This window comes from Gilvimarinus agarilyticus, from assembly GCF_000832015.1.
Lineage (GTDB): Bacteria > Pseudomonadota > Gammaproteobacteria > Pseudomonadales > Cellvibrionaceae > Gilvimarinus > Gilvimarinus agarilyticus.
In genome coordinates this window covers 1,080,037-1,103,787 of the sequence record NZ_JXCJ01000001.1, presented here as the reverse complement: position 1 = coordinate 1,103,787, position 23,751 = coordinate 1,080,037, and the positions used below count along the sequence as shown (strand labels likewise).

The following is a 23,751-nucleotide window of genomic DNA, read 5'->3' as shown; positions in this document are numbered from 1 at the left end:
AATAACCGCTTACACACGGCCATTAGTACAGTAGGAGATAGCCGCTGACCGCGCCACCACCGATGAAATAAAACAACCGTTTATGAAATTAACCTTACAATTGCGGGGTTATTTGCCAAAATAGAGGCACAAATCAGGCAAAAGGACTTAACCGCCGATGCATGTGATAGACCGGACTATATTAGGCGTCGCCCCCATTCGCACCAGTTTGTTAGGCGTGTGCGCGCTGCTGAGTTTACTGTTTACTATCGTCGAGCCCGAGGCTTCTCAAGGCCTGGGGCTGCTTGCGCGGTTGTGTTTTTGGATACTGCATATTGGTATCGCTCTGTGCGCCATACTACTGGTCAGCTTACTCATACGCCGCGCCCACCCAGCGCGCTGGCCGCTGTGGTTGTTACTACTAACCACCGGTGTATTAGGCGCCGCCATTGCCACTGCGCCGTATCTTGCCATTGAGGCGTTATTACCTTCACTTATACCGCCCGACCCACCCGACAGTTTCTGGGATCGATACGCCTTGAAAGGCCCTTGGCACGCCGTGATTAGCGAGTTTTTTCAGGTGCTACCGCTGGTGCTGGCAGGTTGGAGCTTAGTCAACTTACCGCTATTGCTGAATAAGCCCACACTCAACACACCACCGACACCGCCGGAAGATCCCCCCAACGATGAGACGCTAAACAATGAACGGCAAGCTCGCCGCGATGAATTTTTTGCGGCCCTGCCCGAAATTTTGGGGCGGGACCTTATTCTCATCTCATCAGATTTACACTACCTCAATGTCTACACAACGTTGGGTAAAACCATGATTCTCGGCAGCCTTAAATATTACGCCGAGGCTTTTGACGATGACGGCCTACAGGTGCACCGCTCTCACTGGGTGGCCAAAGCCCACGTCGAGCGCCTAGCCGTAACCGGCAAAGACGCCTGCTGCATTATGAGTAACGGCCAGCGGGTACCCGTAAGCCGCAACAACCGTAAACTGGCCAAAGCCTGCTTCGGCACCTTAGTCACCAAACACAAACCCCGTGACATTAAACTGGCAGGTTAACCCAATAAAACAACGAGCGGATTAAAAACGAATGGAATAGCGGCGGGGAAATACAAAAGGAGGAGAAGCACCAACGCTAAAACGTAGGTAGAGCAGCCTGGCCTGAGACTCAGATCAACCGCTCCCCCCTAAAAAGCTGAATCGATTACGCCCGAACCAAACCCGCAGATACAAAAAAGGCCCGATCCGAAGACCGAGCCTTTTAACTTGTATGGTGCCCAGAGGCGGAATCGAACCACCGACACGAGGATTTTCAATCCACTGCTCTACCGACTGAGCTATCTGGGCTTTGCGTTGGCAGCTGTGCAGCCGCTGTCACAAGAGGCGCGTATTAAACCGTTTGAGTCGCTTTGAGTCAAGGGGTCAAAGGCAAATTATTTGTCTTCTGTGGGGGGAACATAGCCTTCGGCGGCATCATAGTCTTCCCCAGACAAAAACTTGGTCATTTGTTCACCAAGATAGACCCGGGTGCCGGTGTCCATAAGGTTTAATTGTTTTTCGTTGATGAGCATTGTCTGGTGGCTCATCCACTCCTGCCAGGCTTTTTGGCTCACGTTATCGTAAACGTCTTGGCCTTTGGGGCCAGGAAACGGCGGCTGAGCAAGGCCCGGCAACTCTTGTTTGTACTTGCGGCACATGACCGTTCGGCTCATAAAATCTCCTGATGTCTACGCAAAAATCTACCGCGCCATGTTAACAGACAGTGGCGCCAATTGGTGTAGCTGCTCGAGCAGGCGTTTTACCGGCGCAGCGAGCCCCACATTGGGCGGCTGACTGACGTTATACCAAAGCGCCTTACCGGGCGCCATAACGCCGGTCGCCGGCTCGGGTAATTGTATTAGCACCGGCGTGATATCTAAATGATAGTGGCTAAACGTGTGGCGGTAACTATCCCAGTACTCGATCTCGCCCGTCGCACCGTAATGCTGATCGCAGTATTGCGTAACCGACTGCTCTAACGCCAACTCCGGAAAACTCCATAGCCCCCCCCAGATACCCTGCGGCGGTCGCTGTTGCAACAAGAGATCACCACTGGGGGCGCGCAACATGAGCAAATAGGTGGCTTTAACCGGCTTGTCTTTTTTCGGCTTTTTACCCGGGTACTGTAACTGGGTGCCAGTGGCGCGTGCCACGCAACCATCGCCCAATGGACAACGCTCGCACTGAGGTTTGGTGCGGGTACACACAGTAGCCCCTAAATCCATCATCGCCTGGGTGTAGTGGTTGCAGCGTTCGGCTGGCGTGTGCTGCCGCGCAACCTGCCACAAGGCCTTTAACGGCCCACTTTGGCCCGGCCAGCCTTCAATAGCGTGATAGCGGGCGAGCACCCGTTTCACATTGCCATCTAAGATGGTGGCGGTTTTACCAAAAGCGATACTGACTATGGCGCCGGCGGTGGACTCGCCAATACCGGGTAGCAAGGCTAGCTCGTCTACGGTGGAGGGAAATTCTCCGGCAAAATCATTCACCACTTGCTGGGCACAGCGATGCAAGTTGCGCGCGCGGGCGTAATAGCCAAGCCCGGTCCATAGGTGCAGTACGTCATCCACTGGTGCCGCAGCTAAATCGGCAACACTCGGAAAGCGCTCGGTAAAACGCTCGAAGTAAGGGATAACCGTGGTAACTTGGGTCTGCTGCAGCATGATCTCAGACAACCAGACACGGTAGGGAGTGATGTTTTGCTGCCAGGGTAAATGTTTGCGGCCATGTCGATCAAACCAATCGAGCACGGCCGCCGAAAAATTATCGGTCATTCTGTTTGTTTTTTGTCCTGACTTTTGTCTTTATTTAAAAATTGGTTAAGCAAACCTTTAACGGCCGCTTTGGTCGGGTCGGTTTCTTCATCGCCGTCGGCCTCATCGGCGCCGAGCTTGCGGGTCAACTCTTTTTGCAGGCGATACTTGGTGTAGTCACCGAGCAGCGACTCTAACGCTTTTGAATCCAGCCGACAATCTTTAGCCGGGGCAAGCTCGGTGATTGAGCCGCGACAGCGCAACAGCGACAAACTGCGGTTAACCCAATAATTGCTATTCACCGTACAGCCCTGTTCACTGGTGGAGCGCTGCTCTAAGGTTAGCGGTAAACGTAAATCAAACGTTTGCCCGGCCAAATCAACCTGACCATTTAGCCCCAGCAATAATTGCTCGACGCCGGCGGTAAAACTTTCGATGGTGATGACTTGCTCGCGCAGTTTTACCCGCCCTTGCAAATCGTGCATCTGCGTCAGCTCGGGCCAATCTTGCTCGCTTACATTTTGCGCTGCAGAGGGCTCAGAGCTGGCGCCCGTATCGGCCTCATCTTTTTCGCGTAAATCTTTGGCAAACGAAATCGCCTGACAAAAATACTGCTCGACGTTTATGGGGGCCACCGTCACTTGCACCCCATCAAACTGGGCGTCGGCCACCGCCGTTTGCATCAATTCGTTCATGGTCAGGCCACTGGTATTAGCCGTAGCGTCCAGATTCATCAAACCCGTTAATTGCATTTTTTCATCCAGCGCTAAGTCGCTTAGCAGTGGCGCCACATTCAGGCCATTCATCTTTGCCACACTGCTGATACGTGCCGTGGGGCCTCGGCCATCAAGCTTGCCCGATGCCTGCAAATGCCCTTGATAAGCGTCAAGACTCACCTCCGATAATTGCACCAAACCGTTGGCGGCGTTTAAACGCAACCGCAAATTTTGCGTGGTTAAACCGCTAACAATCGCCTCACCCAAATCGATACGCACCCGGGCGTTAAGCGCCCTCACCGTATCGAGCTGAATTAAAGGCTCATCGCCGGCGGGTTTCGCTTGTGTACCAGCATTATCCGACGCCTTGGGTTTAGCCGGTGCTTTATCTGCTTTTGCCACCTCAGGCTGCTCGGATTTAGGCGGCAAGTAATGGTCGACGTTAATTCGATCCCCGGTCAGGGTGACCTCAACCGCCATACGATTAAAGTCCGTCACGGCCAGCTCGCCATTTACGGTCGTCTCATCAAGCTCCAGAGTAATCGGCGCAAGACTGATCGAGCTGGTGCTGCCCGACACACTGGTGTTTAGACTTAGGTGCGTCAGCGCGTCGGCCTCTGCTGTTATGGGTACGCTCTGCCCCAAACTCGCCAGCAGTTTTTTGAGATTAACCGGCGATAGCGCTAACTGGCCGCGATACACCAGCTCTTGCGTGGGGTTTTCTAACTGCATATCAAACCCGGCGTTAAGCGAAGCCTTTTCACCAAGGCCGCTGATATCCAGTGCCAGCTCACCGGCGGCAATCGACACTTGCGACAAGTCGGCGGCCAATTGCACCTCGGCGCTAAGCTCGCCGCCTAGCTGTAACGTGCGCTCGGCAAACATAGCGGGATCTTTCACATTGGCCTGCCACTGAGCGTTTAGCGCAAAGGGGCGGTTATCGACATTAAAGTCGGTGAGCTTAAGGCTCCCTATGGTGAAGTCCGCGCTGCGGTTGGTGGTGGCATCGCGGTATTGCACCGCGGCATCGGTAATACTAATGGCCTCTACCGCCAGATTTAGCTCGCCGCCACTGGCGGCGCTAGTATCGGCCTCGGGGGTCACCTCTGGGGCAGCTTGGCGCTCGCCTTTATCCACCGCCGCTACGGCATCTGCTGGTATTTGATCAGCGCGGCTACCGGCTTGTTCCGCTTTGCGCTTAGCCTCTTCAGCCAGACGGTTCCAATTGCTGGCACCCGAGCTATCTACCTCAAAGGCTAGCTCCGCGCCATCGATAATAAGGTGCTCGACCTGTAGCTCGCGATCAAACAGCGGCCGGGTAGCAACCAGTAAACTGGCGCTGCCGAGTTGCGCCAGTTGCTCGTCGGGCGTACTGAGGGCGGCAACACTAATGTCTTCGACCTCGATGCCGATGCTGGGCCAAAACTGCCAACCAATGTCGCCGGCAATCTCCAGAGCGATACCCTGATCGGCCGCCAGCGCTTTGATGCGCGGCTTAAAGATATTGGGGTCCAGCCAAAAAAACAATGCGGCAACGGCCAGCACGACCAACAACAGCAACACGACCAGAACCTTTAATAGCGTTTTCACCACCATCTCCTTGAGTAATCGGGTAAAGCCAGAGCATAGCACTTGTGGCGGGCGCCCGCGTGACAAACACGCTATTTTGCGCGCCAGTGCACTCAGCAATAAATTCGCGCCCTGCGCGAGTGAACTTCCGGGCCGCCACAGGCACAAAAGCCATGAATTCTATCCACTAATACGCTCTACGGGTGGTTATAGCGGCCCCGCTCGCGCTAAAATAGCGCTCTTTAAGGCTGCCACCTGCGCAGCGCTGAGGGTGACTCCATGGGACACAAAACCGCACTATACGATCTGCACAAAGCCGCCGGCGGCAAACTGGTGGATTTTGGCGGCTGGGATATGCCTATCAACTATGGCTCGCAAATCGAAGAGCACCATCAGGTGCGCCGCGCTGCGGGCCTGTTTGACGTATCTCACATGACCGTTGTCGACGTCACGGGCGCCGATGCCCGCGCCTACTTGCGCAAGCTGCTGGCCAACGATGTCGCGCGGCTCGATGACAAGCCCGGCAAAGCCTTATACAGCGGCATGCTCAACACATCCGGTGGCGTGATAGACGATTTAATCGTTTACAACCTCGACGGTTGGTATCGCGTGGTGGTCAACTGCGCCACGCGCGACAAAGACCTAAAATGGATGAACGAGCATGCCAGCGAGTTTGACGTCAGCGTTACCGAGCGCCCCGAACTGGCGATGATCGCCGTGCAGGGCCCCGAGGCCATCGACAAAGTACAAGCTGCCGCGAGCAATGCGCAAGCTGAGGCGATCAGCAACCTCAAGGTATTTTGCGGTGTAGAGTGCGAGGGCTGGTTTATTGCCCGCACCGGCTACACCGGTGAAGATGGCCTGGAGATTATGTTAAGCGGCGATGCCGCCTGCCAGCTGTGGCAAACTCTGGTCAAGGCCGGCGTAGCACCTTGCGGTTTGGGCGCGCGCGATACCCTGCGCCTGGAGGCCGGCATGAATCTTTACGGCCACGAGATGGACGAGACCACCTCACCCCTGGTGGCCAACATGGGCTGGACCATCGCCCTCGAGGACGACCAGCGCGACTTTATTGGCCGCGCGCCTCTCGAAGACATAAAGGCCAACGGCGGGCCAGATACCAAATTGGTTGGTCTGGTCATGCGCGAACGCGGTGTACTGCGTGCCGGCCAGGCGGTCAGCGTCGTGGGTAACGACGCCTCGGGTATGATTACCAGCGGCAGCTTCTCACCCACTCTTGGTTTCTCCATTGCCCTGGCCCGCGTGCCTGGCACCATTGGCGACACCGCCGAGGTCAACCTGCGCAACAAAACCGTTAACGTCGAGGTGGTTAAACCCAGCTTTGTGCGCCACGGCGAGGCGCTCGTTTAATCGATCACTTAGGTCTACACTTTTTGAGCCTACTTTCTATTTAAGGACACAACCATGAGCGATATTCGCAAAGAATTAAAGTACCTGCCCAGCCACGAGTGGGCTCGTGTTGAAGAAGACGGCACGGTCACCGTCGGCATCAGCGATCACGCCCAGGACAGCCTGGGCGACGTCGTCTACGTCGAAACCCCAGAGGTAGGCAGCAATGTGGCCGCCGGCGAAGAAGCCGGCGTCGTCGAGTCGGTAAAAGCCGCCTCGGACATCTACTCGCCCGTGACCGGCGAAGTCATCGCCGTAAACGAAGCGCTGGAAGACTCGCCCGAACAAGTGAATGAATCGCCCTACGACGACGGCTGGTTTTTTAAAGTAAAGCCAACCGACCTGTCTGAGTTGGATGACGCGCTGGACGCCGATGGCTACCAAAATGCCATCGAAGCCGAAGATTGAGCCGCCCCGTGAAAAACGCCCTGCGTAAAATCTTCGCACCACTGTTAAATGGGCTCGAGTCTGGTACCGAGCCCTACCACTACAAACCATTAAGCCGCAAAATTTTGCTGTTTTTTGGCGTAATCTTTGTCGGGTTAGGCGCACTGGCCGCATGGCTAATTCCCGCCGATGCCGACCCGGGCTACTATTTCCCGGTGGTCGTCTTTATCTTAGCGGGCAGCTATGGGCTGCTGGTGGGGTTACTGGGCGAGGACCGGGCGGTGGCGAAGATTTGGGGCAATAAATAAGCCCGACTGGGCAACACAACGGGCTACGGCAACACTAATGACGAATACGCACACTCACCGAGCCCGAGACTAGTTTATGCACGTCTTAATTGTTGAAGACGATCTAGCCATGCAAGAGCTACTAGCAACGCTGCTGCGTGGACTCGATAGTCGTGTCTATATCCACATTGCCGAAACAGTCGAGGCAGGGCTATCCCTTTGGCAGAAAAACCCTATCGATTTATTACTGTGCGACTGGAATTTGCCCAACCAACAAACGGGCTCAGCGCTCGTCAAAGCGATTCGAGCCAAAGACACCGACCTACCCATTGTTATGATTACCGGCCGCGGCGACCGGGCAACCGTTACCGACAGCGCCCGATATAAAGTTAACGAGTTTATTGTCAAACCATTCGCGCCGGACATTGTCATGGAACGGCTGAAACCTTACTTTGCGGGCCATAACGCGCCCATAAACATCGACGATGCCCCAGACGTTCCTCCACTTGACGCTTTTGTCGGCGACGTCGAACAAGTGCTTAAACGCCTTACCATCATGCCTGGCACCGAGGCGGCACTTTGCACTATTACCCAGGCAGATCAACCCTCAGCATCAGAGCTTGCGCAACAATGGCAGCGCGACCCAGCCATTACCGCGCGCCTTATAGGTCTCGCCAATAGCAGCCTTATGACGCGTGCTGGACGTGCCATTGCCACCTTGCGTGAGGCTATTTCAGCGGTGGGCGTCGATATGGCGTTAACCCAGGTGTTGGCGCTCTCGCTAGCGGGTGAGTCTCGTTTGCAGCATGCGCCGCTGCAAACGCTGGCGCAGCAGTTCGCCCGAGAGTCACAGCAACTGGCCGAGTACGCAGCGTTGCTCGCCAAACAATTAAAGCTTAACGTCGCCAACTGTTATACCGCCGGATTAATGGTTCGTTTGGGAGATTGCGCGGTACTGGATGCGGTGCAGCTTTACATCGACTCGGGCGGACAAGCGAGCGACGACGAGATAGCAAGCGCACTCAAAAAATACGCCGCCGAATATGGCAACCGACTAAAAATCAAATGGCGCGTACCGCTAACCTTACGAGAGCGCATCGGCGCAACTTACTCCACCACCAGTGGCCAAGTTAACCCCGAGCTATTACTTATGCGCTTGGCCGCATGTATTGCCATGGAGGGTGACCACACCCTGGAGCAAGAAAAGCTCTGCAGGCAACTACGCCTGACTCCCAATGACTTACCGCACTCACACACTAGTGAGCCGCAGCAAGAACCCTAGCGAGTGCGCTTAATAAAACATGATGCAAAAGCGCCCCCCCAAAAAACGACAAAGCGTTTCGGTGCGCTTAGTGGCGCAATCAACGCCCTATAGCGCGTCAAAGTTTAGCTAACTAAAAAGACGATCAGTACAGGACTCTTGAATTAAAAAAGGGCGTCGACTCAAGTCGACGCCCCTTTTTTAGAACTATCAAAAACGATTTAAAACGTTTGTGCGATCTTGTAAATCACCGTAGTACCACTCACCTCATTCCCCACTACCACTAACGCATCGTCGGTGGGTGAGTCTTCGGCGGAGATGAACACTAAGCCCTCTGGGCCCAGGTCACCGATGCTGGCCAAAATACTTTCGGCGTCTTCGGTTACCCAGTCTTCACGGGTGTTTAAGTAATCCTGATACACGGGCGCGTCGGGGTTGGTGATGTCGTATACCAAGACACCGCCCATACGCTCCAGGCCAACAAACACAAACGTTTTATCGCCGATGCTGCCGATGGTTAAACCTTCGGGCTCGGGGCCTTTGGCATCGCTGCGGCTATCGATTGCGCTGCCTTCGTCGTGGGCGCTGTTAAAGAAGTCCTTGCACGGGATGTCGCGCGTGGCACTTAACATGCAATCGTCGCCGGCTAACAGCTGCTCTATAGCATCGGCCGAGTCCCACACTAGTTGGCCTTCATCATCCCAAATAGTGAACGAGCGCGCGCCGTAGCTGTAAAGGTTGTCGTACATAATGCGGTCGCCGTCGCTCGACTCGTTACCGGCGGCATCAAACATAACCGGTGAACCATCGGCATGCTGGCGATAGCCTTCGGTCCAGGTGATGTTTAAGCGTCCAAGCGTTTCATCATCGCGACAATCGCCCGGGTCACCTGCGGTGGCGCCACAGTAACTAAAGGTGGTTGGGTTAAGCAGTGCACCGGCCGCCAGCTCTCGCAGTTGTGGTGGCAAGTCATCGTTGGCACGACGATCAAAGCCATCGGCGTGTACCAAGTGCTTTACACGAAACTCTTCGACAAAACCTTTGCTGGAGTCACCAGCCCAGTAGTCGTCGTTATCTTCACCCCAAGCGCGCGCATCGCCTTCGTTGGCGGTAACCAGGTAGGTCATGCCATTGGCTTCGTAGGCGGTAATCGCATCGGGCAAGTACAGGCCACGCACACCGGGCCAGGTAGCAATTGCAATCTGGCCGTCGTCGCTCGGGTCAATGCCGTTGCCATCAAGGCCGTGATCTTTGTAACCGAGCGAGAGAATTTGTTGCACATGAGCCGAGGTAATATCGATACGGGCAACAGCGTTATTCTCTTGCAGCACCGCCCAGGCGGTTTGGCTGTCGGCCGATACGGCAATGTACTCGGGCTCTAAATCTTGGGCGACACTGGCGTTGGGGCCATAGATGCGCACGCCGTCCGCGATCAGCAAATCGCGCTGACTGTTGAAGCTGGTAAACCCAGCGGTCATGGCACTAGGGTTAGCCATATCCGTGATGTCGATAATCGACACCGAGCCCTGCGGATCGATTTGGTAATCGTCGCTCGGCTCGCCTTCGTTGGCCACTAATACATAATTGCCGTCTGGGGTAAAAATCAGCATATCGGGCTGCGCACCTACGGCTACGCTCGCGATCATGCTCAGATCATCGGCGTTGTACAGTGCCACCGCACCAGTATCGGTTTTAATGTCGGCCTCAATGGCTACGGCCACAATACCGTCGCGCACCGCCACCGAGTTAACTTCACCGTCGGCAATCACGCTGCTGGCAGCAATGGTATCAATCAAGCTGGGGTTGGCTGGGTCCGATAAGTCCAATACATCCAACATGCCTTTTTCGGCGTTAACCACAAACAGGCGCTGGCTCGCGGCGTCGTAAGCGGGTATCTCAGCCGCGCTCTCGTCAAATTGGCCCGCGCTGTAACGGCCGGCAAATTGCAGTTCGATTGAGTTTGGGGTCTCGACGACAATTTCGCTGCTTTCATCGTCATCATCGCTACCACAGCCAACCAGCGCCAAGGCACTACACGCCGCCAGGATGTAAGGAAAACTCTTTCTCATAACAGACTCCAGATTGATTTTTGTGCGCAAGAGCCTACTAAGCGATTGTTACAAGTTTGTGGCGACAGCCTGTCACGGCATCAGGCACCTTCTCGGAAATCAAGATCTGATAGCAGCGTTTTCGTACTAAACGGAGCTTTCGCCCGTTCTGCAGCAGAGGGACAACAACCAACACATTGCCCCATTGACTCTAGACATTAAGTGTACGGTAGTTGGCCTTTTTGCTATATTTACGCTTTCCCTAAAGAGTGATAACAGATGAACACTGCCCCTTCCCGATGGCGTTTGCCGGTTGCAGCACTTTTGACGCTGCTTCTTAGTGCCTGTAGTGATTCGCACCAAGAGATTCCGGTTAATCCACCGTTACCTGAGCTGCCCGAGGAGCTACCCGAGGCTCCGGTAAATGTTCAGGCGAAGGGAAGCGTCGATGGTGTGGAGCTAACCTGGTCGCAAGTCGAAAATGCCAAGGTTTATACTGTTCTGCGCTGCGAGGCGCCGGAGGGAGAGACTGAAGATTTGTGTGCCGGGGTAACGAGCGATAGTTGTAGTGGAGCTAGACAGATAACAAACACACCGCTACTGGACGATTACCCTCCGTTAGCCGCCCCACAAGCCTACTGTTATAGCGTCAATGCATGTGCCGATGAAGCCGGGGAATCCTGTGGCGATAGATCTTCGTGGGTGCCCGCGGCTCGCCGGATCGAGACATTGCCATTTGAAGCGAAAGCGGTTATCGCCGGCGGTGATCAGCAAGAGGTGTTCTCGGGGCTAACTACTACGTTGCATGCTTTTGTCGAACAGGCCAAGGGAGACGTCACCTACAGCTGGAGCCAGGAGAGCGGCCCGAAAGTCACTCTGCAGGGGGCAGGTACCGCGACCTTGACCTTCACAGCTCCGGTAGTGAGCATCAACACACTGTTATCGTTTGAGTTGCGAATTACCGATTCTCAAGGGCCGGGCTTGCCCAGTAAAATCGCAGTCACGGTATTGCCCGAGGAAAGCGACATTGTCACTGTAGGCAGTCCTCATCGGGTGGTACAAGGGGGGCATCACGTGTCGCTGCATGCTCGTGGCAGTGGCACAGGGCAGAATTATACTTGGCAACAAATTTCGCCTGCAGGGCCCCAGGTGAGCCTAACGGACGCTAACACACCGAACCCAAGTTTTGTAGCACCCAACTTGCCTCAGGGCGGAGTCTTACACTTTGAGGTACAAACACACAACCCAACGACTGGTGATACTGCGACTGCTCATCATAGCGTAGAGGTGCAGCCGCCCACCCCTCAGCTGGTTCCTGTTGCAGCTCCCCCCCAAGTTCCGGATGCTGTACCGCAACCCTTCCCTATTGCGTTTCCCCAGCTACACCCATTACAGGTTGAGCAGCCGTTGCAATCTCGCCCGGATACACAAGTCGCGCCTGTGCCTCATCCGATACTGAATCCGCCACAGGTGCCACCACAGGCGTTACGCCTGCTGGCCCCGCACGTCTTGATTGCAACGGGCGGCACAACCGTGCAGCTGGGTATGACCTACGGAGGTGGGGTTAAGCCCTATAATTGGTCTTGGGCACAAACAAGCGGTACGCAGGCATCTTTGTCCGATACGGCACTGAATTTGGTAACCGTTGATTTACCAGTGGTCAGCGCAACAGAAACCCTGTCGTTTGAGGCGACGCTCACGGATGCCAATGGCACGCAGCGCACTGCGCAGGCCAGCGTTCAGGTGACACCTGAACCCCTTCCCAGTACGGGCGATATTCCGCTGCTGGTAACCCCTCTGTCAGAACGGCTGATCATTAGCGGTGAGCGCGTGACGATACTCAATACAATGTTGAGTAACCTAACGGTGGCCCAAACCTCAGGACCGGCCATGACAGTAGAAACTGTCCCGGCGGGCAGTGGTTTCACTGATATAGCGGTGACGGCTCCAGCACTTAAGAAGGACAGTGCGCACGCGACTTTTGAGATCACAGGCCTTGATGCTCAAGGCGCCACAATTACACAAGCCCTGCCTGTGGTTGTGGTGCGGCCACCTTCGATTGCTCCCGCACCGGCCGAGCCCCCACAAGTTTTACCGCCACAACGTGTTCCGCGCCACGATGACCCACTCATCTTCAGCGGTGGAGCTGAAGGTCTGGTGGTTTCCGAAGGCGATAACGTGAATTTAGCGGCAAACGTCGCTGGGGGTAAGGGTAGCTCTGCGTATCAGTATGAGTGGACATATCTTAAGGTGTCGGGAGGGCCGGATATACGGCTAGGAAACGCCGATAGCCGAGTGGCTACCTTTGAAGCGCCTGCTGTAAGTGGKCCTACGTTATTGCAATTTCATGTGCATGTTGACGATGGCGCCCAAAACGTCGAGCGCAATGTGTTAGTTCAGGTCAATGACCTGGCGCCAACGCTCAATGTAGGCACCCTCACGCCTATGACTGTAGACAGCGGCCAGTTGGTGTCGATCAGCGCCCCCAGCCCAACCGGTGGGGTGCAGTTCCCCCATGAGGATCACTACCACTACTTTATTACGCAGGTGCACGGTTCAGCTGCCACCTTGCAGGGGGCGGACTCCAGTAAGCCTGCCGAGCGGCAAAGTAACTGGACGTTTACCGCCCCAACTTTGGCTGCCGGCGCGGCGGACGATGTATTGGAGTTTCAGATACTGGCACTCGACCGAGTTGGTAACAGTGTGGCGGTTTCGCAAGTTGTTACCGTAAGTGCGCCGCCAATTCCAACGGGGCCACCACCGGTTGCGGCGGTCAGCTTGCCGTCGGTGGTTAAAGTTGAAGACCTTACCGTGACCTTGCAGGGGCGCGCCACGGCCGGTACGCCGCCATACCAGTATGGTTGGGATATCCATCCCATCATATCCGCAACACCGGCGATCACAGCGGGCGATATACAGGCAACCGGTAACAACCCGGTGGTCACGCTTCCTGACGTTGATCCTTACAATCGAGTGTTTCAGGAGTATAAATTGGCCGTAACATTGAGCGTGACCGACTCTGTCGGCCGGGTTGCTCAGGCGAGTGGCGACATTCAGATTAATACCGACTTGAATCTGCCGGGCACAGATGCTTTGCAGTGTGGTGACTTACCCAATCAGGTGCCCTGTACAGACCTTGACCTGGTGTTGGCAATGACGTACCGGTGCCCGGATACCTTGCCCTATGCTATGAACGATATCATCAAGATCGGCGACCGGGTGCTAGAGTTTCGGCGCTGTGTCAATGCCAGAGAGGCGTACAGACTTTACACACTGGATACGGCAGGCAGGCAGGAGTGTTTAAACTTTGATCCCTCAGCGAATACTGGCGATATTACGTGTCATCTTGCCTGTTATAGTGACGGCTGCAATACGCTAACGAATCCGCCCGCGAATACACTGTTTAGGCCGGAGCAGGCGTTGCTTCCGAGCAGTAACCCGTAATGGACACTGGCGAGGTTTGATTCAGATGAACTAATGCCTACTGTTTCTCTGTAATTAATACATGGAATCAGGCAGATCAGACTGTTATGTATCTGCCGCTAGCGGTTTTGCAAGAGCGCATGAAATGTTTGGTTTACAAGCTCTTGGCGTTAAAAGCGAGCATTAAAGGCTCGCTTTTTTTTGCGCGCCGTTTAGGTAAATGAAGAGCTCACTAGGGCGCTATGCCATATTCAGCGAACAAGCGTGAAAACGGTGGGGCAGCGGCTCTACCCCATTCCGGCTGCCAGCAGGCCATAAAAGATTGAAAACACCGGCGCCTTTCGGTAACTTGCGCGTTTATCTGCAATCGGCCGACTCCGGCCCTCTCCGCCCGCTGGCGGCCAGCACGAGGCAAGCTAAATGGCACAGTACGTATACACCATGAATCGGGTGGGCAAAGTCGTCCCGCCTAAGCGTGAAATTCTAAAAGACATCTCTTTGTCGTTTTTCCCCGGCGCCAAAATCGGCGTACTGGGTTTAAACGGCTCGGGTAAATCCACCCTGCTGCGCATTATGGCCGGCGTTGACACCGAATTTAACGGTGAAGCCCGCCCCATGCCGGACATTAAAATCGGTTACCTGCCGCAGGAGCCGGTGCTCGACCCGGAAAAAGACGTGCGCGGTAATGTGGAAGACGGCATGCGCGAGGCCGTGGATGCACTGGCCGAGCTGGAGGGTATTTACACCGCTTACGCCGAGCCCGATGCCGACTTTGATGAGTTGGCCAAAAAGCAAGCGCGCTGCGAAGATATCATTCAGGCGTGGGATGCCCACAATCTGGACAACACCCTGGAAATCGCCGCCGACGCCTTGCGCCTGCCGCCCTGGGACGCCGATGTCACCAAGCTATCCGGTGGTGAGCGTCGCCGTGTCGCCCTGTGCCGGTTACTGTTATCGCGCCCGGATATGCTGCTATTGGATGAGCCTACCAACCACCTGGATGCCGAGAGTGTTCACTGGTTAGAGCAGTTTCTGCAAAACTTTAACGGTACCGTGGTGGCCATTACCCACGATCGCTACTTTTTGGACAACGCCGCCGGGTGGATTTTAGAGCTGGACCGCGGCTACGGTATCCCCTACGAGGGCAACTACTCGAACTGGCTGGAGACCAAAGAAAAGCGCCTGGAGCAAGAAGCTAAGGCCGAAGCCTCGCACCAAAAAGCCATTAAAGCCGAGCTTGAGTGGGTGCGCACCAACCCTAAAGGCCGCCAGGCTAAAAGCAAAGCGCGCTTGGCACGGTTTGACGAGCTGCAAAGCCAGGAGTTTCAGACCCGCAACGAAACCAACGAGATTTACATTCCGCCCGGTGAGCGTTTGGGCGATAAAGTTATCGAACTGGAAAACGTCAGCAAAGGCTATGGCGATCGCTTGTTGATTGACAACCTAACCATGAGCGTACCCAAAGGCGCCGTGGTGGGCATTGTCGGCGGTAACGGTGCAGGTAAGTCGACCTTGTTCCGTATGATTGCCGGCACCGAACAACCCGATAGCGGCACCATTACTTTGGGCGAGACGGTTAATGTCGCTTACGTAGAGCAAAGCCGTGAGAACCTGCAAGACAAACAAACCGTGTGGGAGGCAATCTCGGGCGGGCAAGATATTTTGCGCATCGGCAACTACGAAGTAGCAAGCCGCTCGTACGTGGGGCGCTTTAATTTTAAAGGCTCCGATCAGCAAAAACGCGTCGGCGAGTTATCCGGTGGTGAGCGCGGCCGCTTGCATCTGGCCAACACCCTAAAGCAAGGCGCCAACGTTTTGCTGCTGGATGAACCATCAAACGACCTGGACGTTGAGACCCTGCGCGCACTGGAAGACGCGATTTTAGCCTTCCCCGGCTGCGTGATGGTTATTTCGCACGATCGCTGGTTTTTGGATCGGATTGCCACCCATATTCTGGCGTACGAAGGCGACTCAGAGGCGGTCTTCTTTGAAGGTAACTACACCGATTACCATGAAGATTTTGTGAAGCGTAAAGGCAACGATGCCCAACCTAAGCGGGTTAAGTACAAGCCGCTTAAAGGGTAACCCTGCACGGGCGAGCACCACGTTTATTTACCGGTGGTGTTCGCCTCGCTGCGTAAGCTCATAGGAAATGACTTGCATGGCTTTATTTACCCGCTGCCACAAACCGTACCGTAAGCTGGCCCTGGTACTGGCACTCGTTATTCCCCTAGCCACCCACGCCCAATCGATGTTTCGCTGCGAAGATGCCAGCGGCAACATCACCTTTACCGATAGCGCCCGCAACTGCCTCAGCGCACAACAAACCGACGAGCTCGACCTGCCGAGCGCCAATATTCACTCGCAGTTTGGTGAAGTGGTCAGCGAGGAGTATCACAACTACCGCTACCGTCACTACAAAGAGCTAAGCGGCTTCAGCATCCCTATTACCGTCGAGCAATCACTGTGGGACAACAACCCTACGCTGGCCCAACAGGCGGCGCAGAAGCTTGAGCGAATCATCAACAAAGCAAAGCTTTACTTTCCGGCCAGCGCGCGCGCCGAGATGAGTGGCATCCGCTACTATATTTTTTTAGGTGATGAATCCAGCAGCGGTGGACGCAAAGGTGGCCAGTGGTATTTCCGTAAAGGCAATCATGTGTCCACACGTTTTGACGACGCTATTATTGTGCGCTCGGCCGACGATTACGTGAACCGCTACAACGACACACAGGCCACCCGCACGGCGATACACGAACTAAGCCACGCGTATTATTACTACCACCGCCCAACCTTGTACCACCCGACCAAGCAGGCGTTTATCAACGCCAATCGGCAACGGCTGTATTACCAGGCCAAAACTAAGGGCGGCAAGTCGATCGACAAGGCCTACGCCCTTACCAACCAGCGCGAGTATTTTGCCGAGCTGGCCAAGACTTATTTTTACAATAACTATCACTACCCCTTTGATCAGCAAGAGCTTGGCGAGTATGACCCGGTAGGCCACGACTTAATCCAGCGGGCATTTTTTCCGGCGGGGCATTAGTTGCGCCGCATCACTGGTAATTTAAACGCGAACATTCTTTAATAGCCGGTACGTTTAAAAATCTACCAGGAGCGGCATGACTCGAATCGCAACCACGGTTTTGGCTCTACTTTGCCTGTGCTCGGCCAAAGCGTTTGCCAACCCACCCCCCTGCCCCGCCGAACTCGAGCGGCCGTGTGTGGCACTGGTACTTGGCGGCGGCGGTGCCCGTGGCGGCGCCCATATTGGGGTTATCCGGGCCCTGGAAGAGCGCGGGATCGCCGTCGATATGGTTGTGGGTACCAGCATTGGCGCCTTTGTCGGGGCGTTATACGCCAGCGGCAAAACCGACGATGAAATCCTGCACCTGTTTGAGCAAGCCGACTGGGACGCCGGCTACCACGACGATCTACCCCGCGGCCAAATACCCAACCGCCGCAAACGACAGATGGACGAATTCCCCATCCAGTTGAATTTAGGGTTTGACGGCACGAGCTTGAAGCTGCCGCAAGGCTTTTTGCAAGGTCAGGGCATGAAATCCCTGTTGGACGAGCTAATGGGCACCCACGTCATCTTTAACAGCTTTGACGACCTCCCTATTGCGTTTCGCGCAGTCGCCGCCAACATCGAAACCGGCGAGCAGGTTATACTCGATCGCGGTGATCTTACCACCGCGCTGCAAACCTCTATGTCGCTGCCGGGGGTAGTACGCCCCATCGAGCGCGATGGTCGGCTGCTGGTGGACGGCGGCATTGCCAATAATTTACCCATCAGCGTTGCCAAAGATATGGGCGCCGATGTGGTTATTGCTGTGGACATCGGCTCGCCGGCCATGACCCGCGACGAGCTGCAATCCGGTCTTAGCATTTTGCGCCAGCTCACCAGTTTTTTAACCGTGAACAACGTGCACCAACAAACTCAATTACTGGGCGAGCAAGACGTACTGATTCGCCCGCAACTCACCGACGTTACCTTACTGAGCTTTGACAAAGCCGCCGACGCGGCCGACCAAGGGTATCTTGCCAGCGCAGCCGCTTTTGAAAGCAGCCCAAGTATCGCCCAGCTAAACGCAACGGCCCGACCAAAAACACCCGCCGATTTTTTGCTAAGCGATAAAAAAATTCTCATTGACGATATCGCGCTGACTAACCATACCAGGCTCAGTGACAATTATATTTTACACCGTATGGGTATTTCCTCCGGCGAGGCATACTCCCCCCAAGAGATTCGACAAGGTATTGAGCGGCTCTACGGTCAAGGCACCATCGCCAGAGCGCGCTCCAGTATCGACAAGCAAGCGGGGAAAACCCGACTAAATTCTGTGATCGATGAAAAAGAGTGGGGCCCAGGTTATTTAGATTTTAAATTACTGTTCGAAGATAACTTAAAATCGTTTAGCCGCTACCAGGTGGGCGCCTCGTATCGGCGCACAAATTTATCATCCTATGGCGCCGAGTGGTACACAACGGCCGCCTTTGGCACCGAGAAAAACTTTGCCACCGAACTCTACTGGCCCCTTAAAACATCAGGATTTTACGCCAGCGGTGAGGTGTTTGCCGAGCTCGATGTATTCTCCTACACCATCGACAGCGCCTCGCTAGGAGAGGTAATTGGTAACGAATACGGCGCCGTAAGCGGCATCGGCTGGGACGCTTTTGATCGATTGGATCTATTTGCCGGCTTCACCTACAGTGACGGTAATTTAACGCTGCCGGCCATTATCGCCGCCGAGCTAGAACAATCCGAGGTGGACTACAGCGAGGCCGGCGGCATTTTCTCGTTGGACTTTGACAGCCTGGATAACGCCAACTTCCCCCGCCAAGGCTGGAAGTTTAATACCAGCGTCAAGCGCACTAATATTTCAGTGCTCAGTGAAAAAGGTCAGGCCACGCAAGCAGAGTTGGACCTTAACGGAGCTTTCTCGCTGGGGCGACACAGCGTTCGCAGTCGTATTATCATGCACAGCACCTTTAACGACGACCCACTCTCACTGATAGGAAGCGCCAGCCTCGGGGGCTTTTTAAACTTATCAGGTAACGACGCCGACTCGATTAGCGGCCAGCACACACGCTTTGCCAGCGTAATTTATACCTACCGGATCGCCGACAACGACTACCGTATTCTCGATCTTCCGCTGTATTTTGGCTTGTCGTACGAAATGGGCAACGCCTGGCTTGAACAAGATGCAATCGACTACAGCGATTTGATTATTAGCGGCAGCGCTTTTTTAGGCTGGGACAGCCCTCTAGGCCCCACCTACCTAGCCTACGGCGAATCCGACACAGGTAAAAAAAGTGCCTACGTTTATCTTGGCGTCACCTTTTAGCGCAACAGATACAACCGCATTTAGCGGCGCAGAGCGACAATCAAGTTTCGTTAACCATGCTGATCAAGGATTGATATGACCAACAAGCGCCCCATATCTATTATCAGGCAACCGATAGAAACCTGCCTTGCGTGAACTTTAGCCCCAACCAGAACGGAGAGCTACCATGCCCAGCCTGCAAGATCCAATTACCCTCGGCGAGCTAACGCTTGCCAATCGCATTATTATGGCGCCGCTCACCCGCTGTCGCGCCAGTGAAGGCCGGGTGCCCAACGAGCTAATGCTGGAGTACTACAGCCAGCGCGCCAGCGCCGGTATGATTTTAACCGAGGCGACCTCGGTAACCCCCATGGGCGTAGGTTACCCAGACACGCCGGGCATTTGGTCTGAGGCCCAAGTGGCGGGCTGGAAAAAAATTACCGATGCAGTACACGCCAAGGGCGGCAAAATACTGCTGCAATTGTGGCACGTAGGACGTATATCCGACCCACTTTATCTGGATGGTGAATTGCCTGTCGCCCCCAGCGCCATTCAACCGGCCGGCCACGTGAGCTTAGTGCGCCCGAAAAAAGATTACGTAACCCCGCGAGCACTCGAGCTGGAAGAAATTCCCGAGGTAATCGCACAATTCAAACAGGGCGCCGAAAACGCCAAAAAAGCCGGGTTTGACGGGGTAGAAATTCATGGCGCCAATGGCTACTTGCTGGATCAGTTTTTACAAACCAGCACCAACCAGCGCACCGATCGTTACGGCGGCTCCCTCGAAAACCGCGCGCGATTGATGCTTGAGGTGACCGACGCCGTGCTAGAGGTGTGGCCCGCCGGCCGGGTCGGCATGCACCTGGCACCACGCGGCGATGGCCAGGATATGGGCGATGACAGCCCCGCCGAAACCTTTGGCTATATCGCTCGCGAGCTGGGCACACGCCAACTAGCGTTTATTTGTAGCCGAGAGCACGAGGCGGACGACAGCTTGGGCCCTGACTTAAAACAATTGTTTGGCGGTGTGTACATTGCCAACGAAGGCTTTGAAAAAGATCAGGCGAACCAATGGCTGGCCGAAGGCAAAGCCGACGCCGTCGCCTTTGGGGTTAAGTTTATCGCCAACCCGGATTTGCCCGAGCGCTTTGCGCAAAATGCGGCGTTAAACCAGCCCGACCCGAGCACCTTTCACGGCGGTGACGGCGCCGGCTATATCGACTACCCATTTCTGAGTGACAATTAAAAGCTACCGCTTAACTCTGCTGCCCACTCAAGGGTGGCGCAATATTAGCCCGCCTTTAGGTTATCCAGAGGCGGGCGATTGCTTACAAGCCATTCACAAAGCCTACAAGGTCATAATAGTACTGTGTAATCGGCTGTCCGTAGGCTGCTTCAATACGATCCCCTAGGCCCTGGGCCTGGTAGGCGTCTATCATCGCCTCAGCAAAATTCGGTAGATGCACTAAATCGTAAGTGCCTGAGGACGTATTATCGGGACAATAACGTACATCCTCGACGGTTAGCTTATGCTCTGATAAATCCACTGGCTCATCGGCATAATACAAACCAATTTTCGGTGCGGCTGCATCTACTAAATCCAAAGCGTGGCCAAACAACTGCAGGTTACCGTAATCTTCCAAATACGAGTAATAACAGTAGTAGGCATTCAGCTCCGCCGGTGTCGTAGGGGTCGGAGGCTCTAGGAAGTTCTGCCTGACCCAGGTGGGTGAAAACGACGTAGAGGCATCGTAGCCCCACACACCCGCGACCCGAGACGATTGCCGCGCAATCGGATCAGCACTCGATAGATCACGTAATTCTCTAAACCCTGTGTACACAGCCATGCCACCTCCTAACGAGGTTCCGGCGAGTACAATTTTGTTAGGGTTGATATTAAACTCTGTCGCATACTGTTTAAAAAACTGAACGGTTCGGGCCATATCATCTTTAGCAACAGGCTGCCTGTGTGCGTCAAACTCTTTTAACGGGTGCCTAAAATCCACCGCCGCTACTGCATAATTATTGTCGATTAAGAATTCGATAGCCAATGCATAGTCAACCCGGAATATCTCCTTAGTTTTGTTGGCAGGATGGCCGAGAATAATGAGTGTTTTAGGTGAGGAGGAATCTATTTTTGCGTTGCCGGAGCCCGGATAGTAATAATCAAACGTTAAATTATTGCGGTGATACCCCGCAGGCTCGCCCCTTGGCCCGGGGAAGTCGGGGCTTACGCGATAGTCATTTGTCCACGGGTGATCACTATCAAAGAATACATCCTGATAAAAGGCACAGCCAAATACCGCGCAACCTACGTAGCTGTATCCGTCACCCAGGTCCGCGGTTTGTACGTAATGTAAGTCCAATGTAGTGCGGCTAACGTCAGACTGAAGCACTACCGACTGGCAGTATTGTTGCGGCTTCTGCGCAAGCGTCGCCACATCGCCGATACATATTTCCAAGATTTCGTGCTCACCCACAGCCAACGCCAGGGACGCCGGATGATTTATAGCCCAGCCCAAGCCTTCTCCGCGGGAGGTTTTGGTTAAGTACTTCCCGTTGCGATAAAAATAATGAAAGTTAAAGCTCATATCCTCCGGCGGCTCTGCTGGCAAGCTCACGTCGTAGGTCAACCTAAATGATTCTTGTGGCGGTACCACGGCAAAACGATCAACCACTGTTAAACCCGCCACCGTTTGTATTTTTACAGTCTCGGCCGGCGCTGCCGCACTAACAATCAGTAAAATCATCAGCCCCGGTGAGAAAATCGCGCGAATTACCCTCCCAAATATCACACCCATCTTCCGACCTCTATTAAGATCCATTAATCCAAAAAATCCACATCCTCCCCTATGTGTTAGCCACACAGTTAAGGCGGTAATCTGTTCACAAAGTCGATCAGGTCGTAGTAATAGTTAGTACTGGTTTTTGAATAACCGAGCGTCACCCGGTCGGAGATACCCAAAGCGCTATACGCTTGATACATCTGCTCGCCAAAATTGGGCAAATGGATAATGTCGTGGCTTCCCCCTGAGGTACTGGTGGGGCAAAATAGAATATCGTCGACACCGAGTTTTCCCATACTTAAATCAGCGGGCTCTGCTAAATAGTACATACCAATAAACGGGGCATTAACATCGACCTCTCCCACAGCGAATCCGTATTTGTAGTAATCACCACCGTCATCAATCCCGGGGTAGTAACATAGGTAGGCGTTATTCCACGGGAGAGTGTCTTCGGTAGGCATCTCTAAAAAGGTCGACCGCACCCAGTTAGGTGAAAACACCGTCGCCGAATCGAGCACCCACACTCCGGCCACTTGCGAGGATTCGTGCAACATAGGATCGGAACTGTTGAGCTGAGCAACATCGCCAAACGCCGAATTGACCGCAACGCCCCCGCCCAACGAGTTTCCGGCCAGTACAATCCTGTTGCGCTCGATATTAAACACCGTGGCGTAGCGCTTTAAAAACTGCACCAACGTTGCCATATCTTTTGTCGCCAAGGGATTATCATCGTCATCTAATTCTTTTAATGGGTGACGAAAATCAGGCGAAACCACAGCATAGTTATTAGCGAGTAAGAACTTAATCACACTTGCCGAACCTACCCGAATAGACTCTTTACTTTTACTCGCCGAGTGGCCTACAACAATCAGGGTTTTAGCGGCACTGTTGTCGATGGCACCGCCCCCGGAAGGGTTCGGGTAATAAAAATCAAAGCTCAGATTATTAATATGACGACTTGCGGGCTCGCCCATCGGCCCGGGAAAGTCCGGCGAAGTGCGGTAGTCGTTGACCCAAGGCTGATCAGAGCCAAAGAAGACATCTTTATAGAATGCACAGCGGTAAGCAGTATCGCATCCACTGTAGTTCTGTCCGTCGGCGAGGCTTTGACTGGTGACATAGCGACTATGTAATGTGGCACTATCCACCCGACCGCGTATAACCACCTCATGGCAGTATTGCAATGGATGATCGGCAACAGTCGAAATGTCGCCGATACAAATTTTCAGTAGCTCCTTTTCGCCAACGTACAGTCCGAGCGAAGCGGGGTGTGTCAAGCGCCAACTCTGGCCCGCCGCCGTTGGCAGCGTATTGCGTTTGGCGACATAGTTGCCGTTGATAAAAAAGTAGTGAGCCGTAAACGTCATACCCGGAGGTGCATTCAGCGGAACGCTCACGTCGTACACCAAATCAAATTCTGCCTGTGGGCTGACCTCGACGTAGCTGTCGACAACCGCTTGATCATCTGCCATTTGCAACAGAACATCTGCTGCTGCACCCACGCTACAGACAACGCCCGACATGATGAAAAACACCCGCAAGAGTTTCATATTCCGCACCATCTCCAGGAGTAGAGAAACCATCATTAATTAAAAGGTAACGCGCGTAATATCGCTCAGGGGGCTCAGACTCGAGCAGCCATAATCGACAATCAAAGGATCCCGTACAGAGACCGTAAGCAGAGCTTCTGGATGAGCTCTTGATAAGGGGTACGTGCCAATAACGCTGAAGGCGTATTGATAACTAAGTGAAA

Annotated in this window: 16 protein-coding genes and 1 tRNA gene; 10 read left to right on the top strand and 7 right to left on the bottom strand. The window is 54.3% G+C overall.

What is annotated here, in order from left to right; translation table 11 throughout:
* Nucleotides 1–157 precede the first annotated feature (157 nt).
* A complete protein-coding gene (locus SD69_RS04805) occupies nt 158–1,048 on the top strand; it encodes a LytTR family DNA-binding domain-containing protein (RefSeq protein WP_041522312.1) in 891 nt (296 codons plus the stop codon).
* A 212-nt stretch (nt 1,049–1,260) separates the two neighbouring features.
* Here the strand turns inward: SD69_RS04805 and SD69_RS04800 are convergent.
* The 4 genes from SD69_RS04800 to SD69_RS04785 form a co-directional block, all read right to left on the bottom strand.
* Nucleotides 1,261–1,336 (bottom strand) — tRNA-Phe (locus SD69_RS04800).
* Between the two features lie 86 nt (nt 1,337–1,422).
* Nucleotides 1,423–1,701, bottom strand: a complete 279-nt coding sequence (locus SD69_RS04795; RefSeq protein ID WP_041522311.1) for an oxidative damage protection protein — start codon at nt 1,699–1,701, stop codon at nt 1,423–1,425.
* Between the two features lie 27 nt (nt 1,702–1,728).
* On the bottom strand, nt 1,729–2,802 hold the full coding sequence (mutY, locus tag SD69_RS04790) for an A/G-specific adenine glycosylase (RefSeq protein WP_041522310.1): 1,074 nt from the start codon (nt 2,800–2,802) through the stop codon (nt 1,729–1,731).
* Nucleotides 2,799–5,087 carry an AsmA family protein gene (locus tag SD69_RS04785; protein ID WP_041522309.1) on the bottom strand — a complete coding sequence of 763 codons (2,289 nt, stop codon included), beginning with the start codon at nt 5,085–5,087 and terminating at the stop codon, nt 2,799–2,801. The genes mutY and SD69_RS04785 overlap by 4 nt, the downstream gene beginning before the upstream one ends.
* Nucleotides 5,088–5,345: 258 nt before the next feature.
* On the opposite strand from SD69_RS04785, the gene gcvT reads away from it, so the two are divergent.
* The 4 genes from gcvT to SD69_RS04765 all read left to right on the top strand — a co-directional run bounded on the left by gcvT (nt 5,346) and on the right by SD69_RS04765 (nt 8,432).
* Nucleotides 5,346–6,437 carry a glycine cleavage system aminomethyltransferase GcvT gene (gene gcvT / locus SD69_RS04780; protein ID WP_041522308.1) on the top strand — a complete coding sequence of 364 codons (1,092 nt, stop codon included), beginning with the start codon at nt 5,346–5,348 and terminating at the stop codon, nt 6,435–6,437.
* 54 nt (nt 6,438–6,491) lie between these two features.
* Nucleotides 6,492–6,884, top strand: coding sequence for a glycine cleavage system protein GcvH (gene gcvH, locus SD69_RS04775; protein WP_041522307.1), 393 nt, complete (start codon nt 6,492–6,494; stop codon nt 6,882–6,884).
* A gap of 8 nt (nt 6,885–6,892) precedes the next feature.
* The gene (locus SD69_RS04770; protein ID WP_041522306.1) at nt 6,893–7,171 is read left to right on the top strand and encodes a hypothetical protein; all 279 of its coding nucleotides are present in this window, start codon (nt 6,893–6,895) and stop codon (nt 7,169–7,171) included.
* A 76-nt stretch (nt 7,172–7,247) separates the two neighbouring features.
* The gene (locus tag SD69_RS04765; protein WP_041522305.1) at nt 7,248–8,432 is read left to right on the top strand and encodes an HDOD domain-containing protein; all 1,185 of its coding nucleotides are present in this window, start codon (nt 7,248–7,250) and stop codon (nt 8,430–8,432) included.
* Nucleotides 8,433–8,632: 200 nt separating this feature from the next.
* Here SD69_RS04765 and SD69_RS04760 read toward each other — a convergent pair whose 3' ends face one another.
* A complete protein-coding gene (locus SD69_RS04760; RefSeq protein WP_041522304.1) occupies nt 8,633–10,480 on the bottom strand; it encodes a choice-of-anchor I family protein in 1,848 nt (615 codons plus the stop codon).
* A 258-nt stretch (nt 10,481–10,738) separates the two neighbouring features.
* On the opposite strand from SD69_RS04760, the gene SD69_RS04755 reads away from it, so the two are divergent.
* From SD69_RS04755 to SD69_RS04735, 5 genes are all read left to right on the top strand, one after another.
* Nucleotides 10,739–13,903, top strand: a complete 3,165-nt coding sequence (locus tag SD69_RS04755; RefSeq protein WP_041522303.1) for a PKD domain-containing protein — start codon at nt 10,739–10,741, stop codon at nt 13,901–13,903.
* 399 nt (nt 13,904–14,302) lie between these two features.
* Nucleotides 14,303–15,967: an energy-dependent translational throttle protein EttA gene (gene ettA, locus SD69_RS04750; RefSeq protein WP_041522302.1), complete on the top strand. Its 1,665-nt coding sequence runs from the start codon at nt 14,303–14,305 to the stop codon at nt 15,965–15,967.
* Nucleotides 15,968–16,043: 76 nt separating this feature from the next.
* On the top strand, nt 16,044–16,928 hold the full coding sequence (locus tag SD69_RS04745; protein WP_041522301.1) for a DUF4124 domain-containing protein: 885 nt from the start codon (nt 16,044–16,046) through the stop codon (nt 16,926–16,928).
* Between the two features lie 76 nt (nt 16,929–17,004).
* Nucleotides 17,005–19,233, top strand: coding sequence for a patatin-like phospholipase family protein (locus SD69_RS04740; protein ID WP_041522300.1), 2,229 nt, complete (start codon nt 17,005–17,007; stop codon nt 19,231–19,233).
* Nucleotides 19,234–19,399: 166 nt separating this feature from the next.
* On the top strand, nt 19,400–20,458 hold the full coding sequence (locus SD69_RS04735; RefSeq protein WP_041522299.1) for an alkene reductase: 1,059 nt from the start codon (nt 19,400–19,402) through the stop codon (nt 20,456–20,458).
* An 82-nt stretch (nt 20,459–20,540) separates the two neighbouring features.
* On the opposite strand, the gene SD69_RS04730 is transcribed toward SD69_RS04735, so the two are convergent.
* Entirely contained in the window at nt 20,541–22,013 is a 1,473-nt protein-coding gene (locus SD69_RS04730) for an alpha/beta hydrolase fold domain-containing protein (protein ID WP_198144054.1), read from the bottom strand.
* A gap of 68 nt (nt 22,014–22,081) precedes the next feature.
* The gene (locus SD69_RS04725) at nt 22,082–23,548 is read right to left on the bottom strand and encodes an alpha/beta hydrolase family protein (protein ID WP_041522297.1); all 1,467 of its coding nucleotides are present in this window, start codon (nt 23,546–23,548) and stop codon (nt 22,082–22,084) included.
* Between the last annotated feature and the right edge of the window lie 203 nt (nt 23,549–23,751).

Coding starts and splice junctions, on each gene's coding strand:
- SD69_RS04735 (WP_041522299.1), top strand. CDS start 19,400: ATGCCCAGCCTGCAAGATCCAATTACCCTCGGCGAGCTAACGCTTGCC.
- SD69_RS04740 (WP_041522300.1), top strand. CDS start 17,005: ATGACTCGAATCGCAACCACGGTTTTGGCTCTACTTTGCCTGTGCTCG.
- SD69_RS04805 (WP_041522312.1), top strand. CDS start 158: ATGCATGTGATAGACCGGACTATATTAGGCGTCGCCCCCATTCGCACC.
- SD69_RS04795 (WP_041522311.1), bottom strand. CDS start 1,701: ATGAGCCGAACGGTCATGTGCCGCAAGTACAAACAAGAGTTGCCGGGC.
- gcvH (WP_041522307.1), top strand. CDS start 6,492: ATGAGCGATATTCGCAAAGAATTAAAGTACCTGCCCAGCCACGAGTGG.
- SD69_RS04730 (WP_198144054.1), bottom strand. CDS start 22,013: ATGGGTGTGATATTTGGGAGGGTAATTCGCGCGATTTTCTCACCGGGG.
- ettA (WP_041522302.1), top strand. CDS start 14,303: ATGGCACAGTACGTATACACCATGAATCGGGTGGGCAAAGTCGTCCCG.
- SD69_RS04765 (WP_041522305.1), top strand. CDS start 7,248: ATGCACGTCTTAATTGTTGAAGACGATCTAGCCATGCAAGAGCTACTA.
- SD69_RS04745 (WP_041522301.1), top strand. CDS start 16,044: ATGGCTTTATTTACCCGCTGCCACAAACCGTACCGTAAGCTGGCCCTG.
- mutY (WP_041522310.1), bottom strand. CDS start 2,802: ATGACCGATAATTTTTCGGCGGCCGTGCTCGATTGGTTTGATCGACAT.
- gcvT (WP_041522308.1), top strand. CDS start 5,346: ATGGGACACAAAACCGCACTATACGATCTGCACAAAGCCGCCGGCGGC.
- SD69_RS04760 (WP_041522304.1), bottom strand. CDS start 10,480: ATGAGAAAGAGTTTTCCTTACATCCTGGCGGCGTGTAGTGCCTTGGCG.
- SD69_RS04725 (WP_041522297.1), bottom strand. CDS start 23,548: ATGAAACTCTTGCGGGTGTTTTTCATCATGTCGGGCGTTGTCTGTAGC.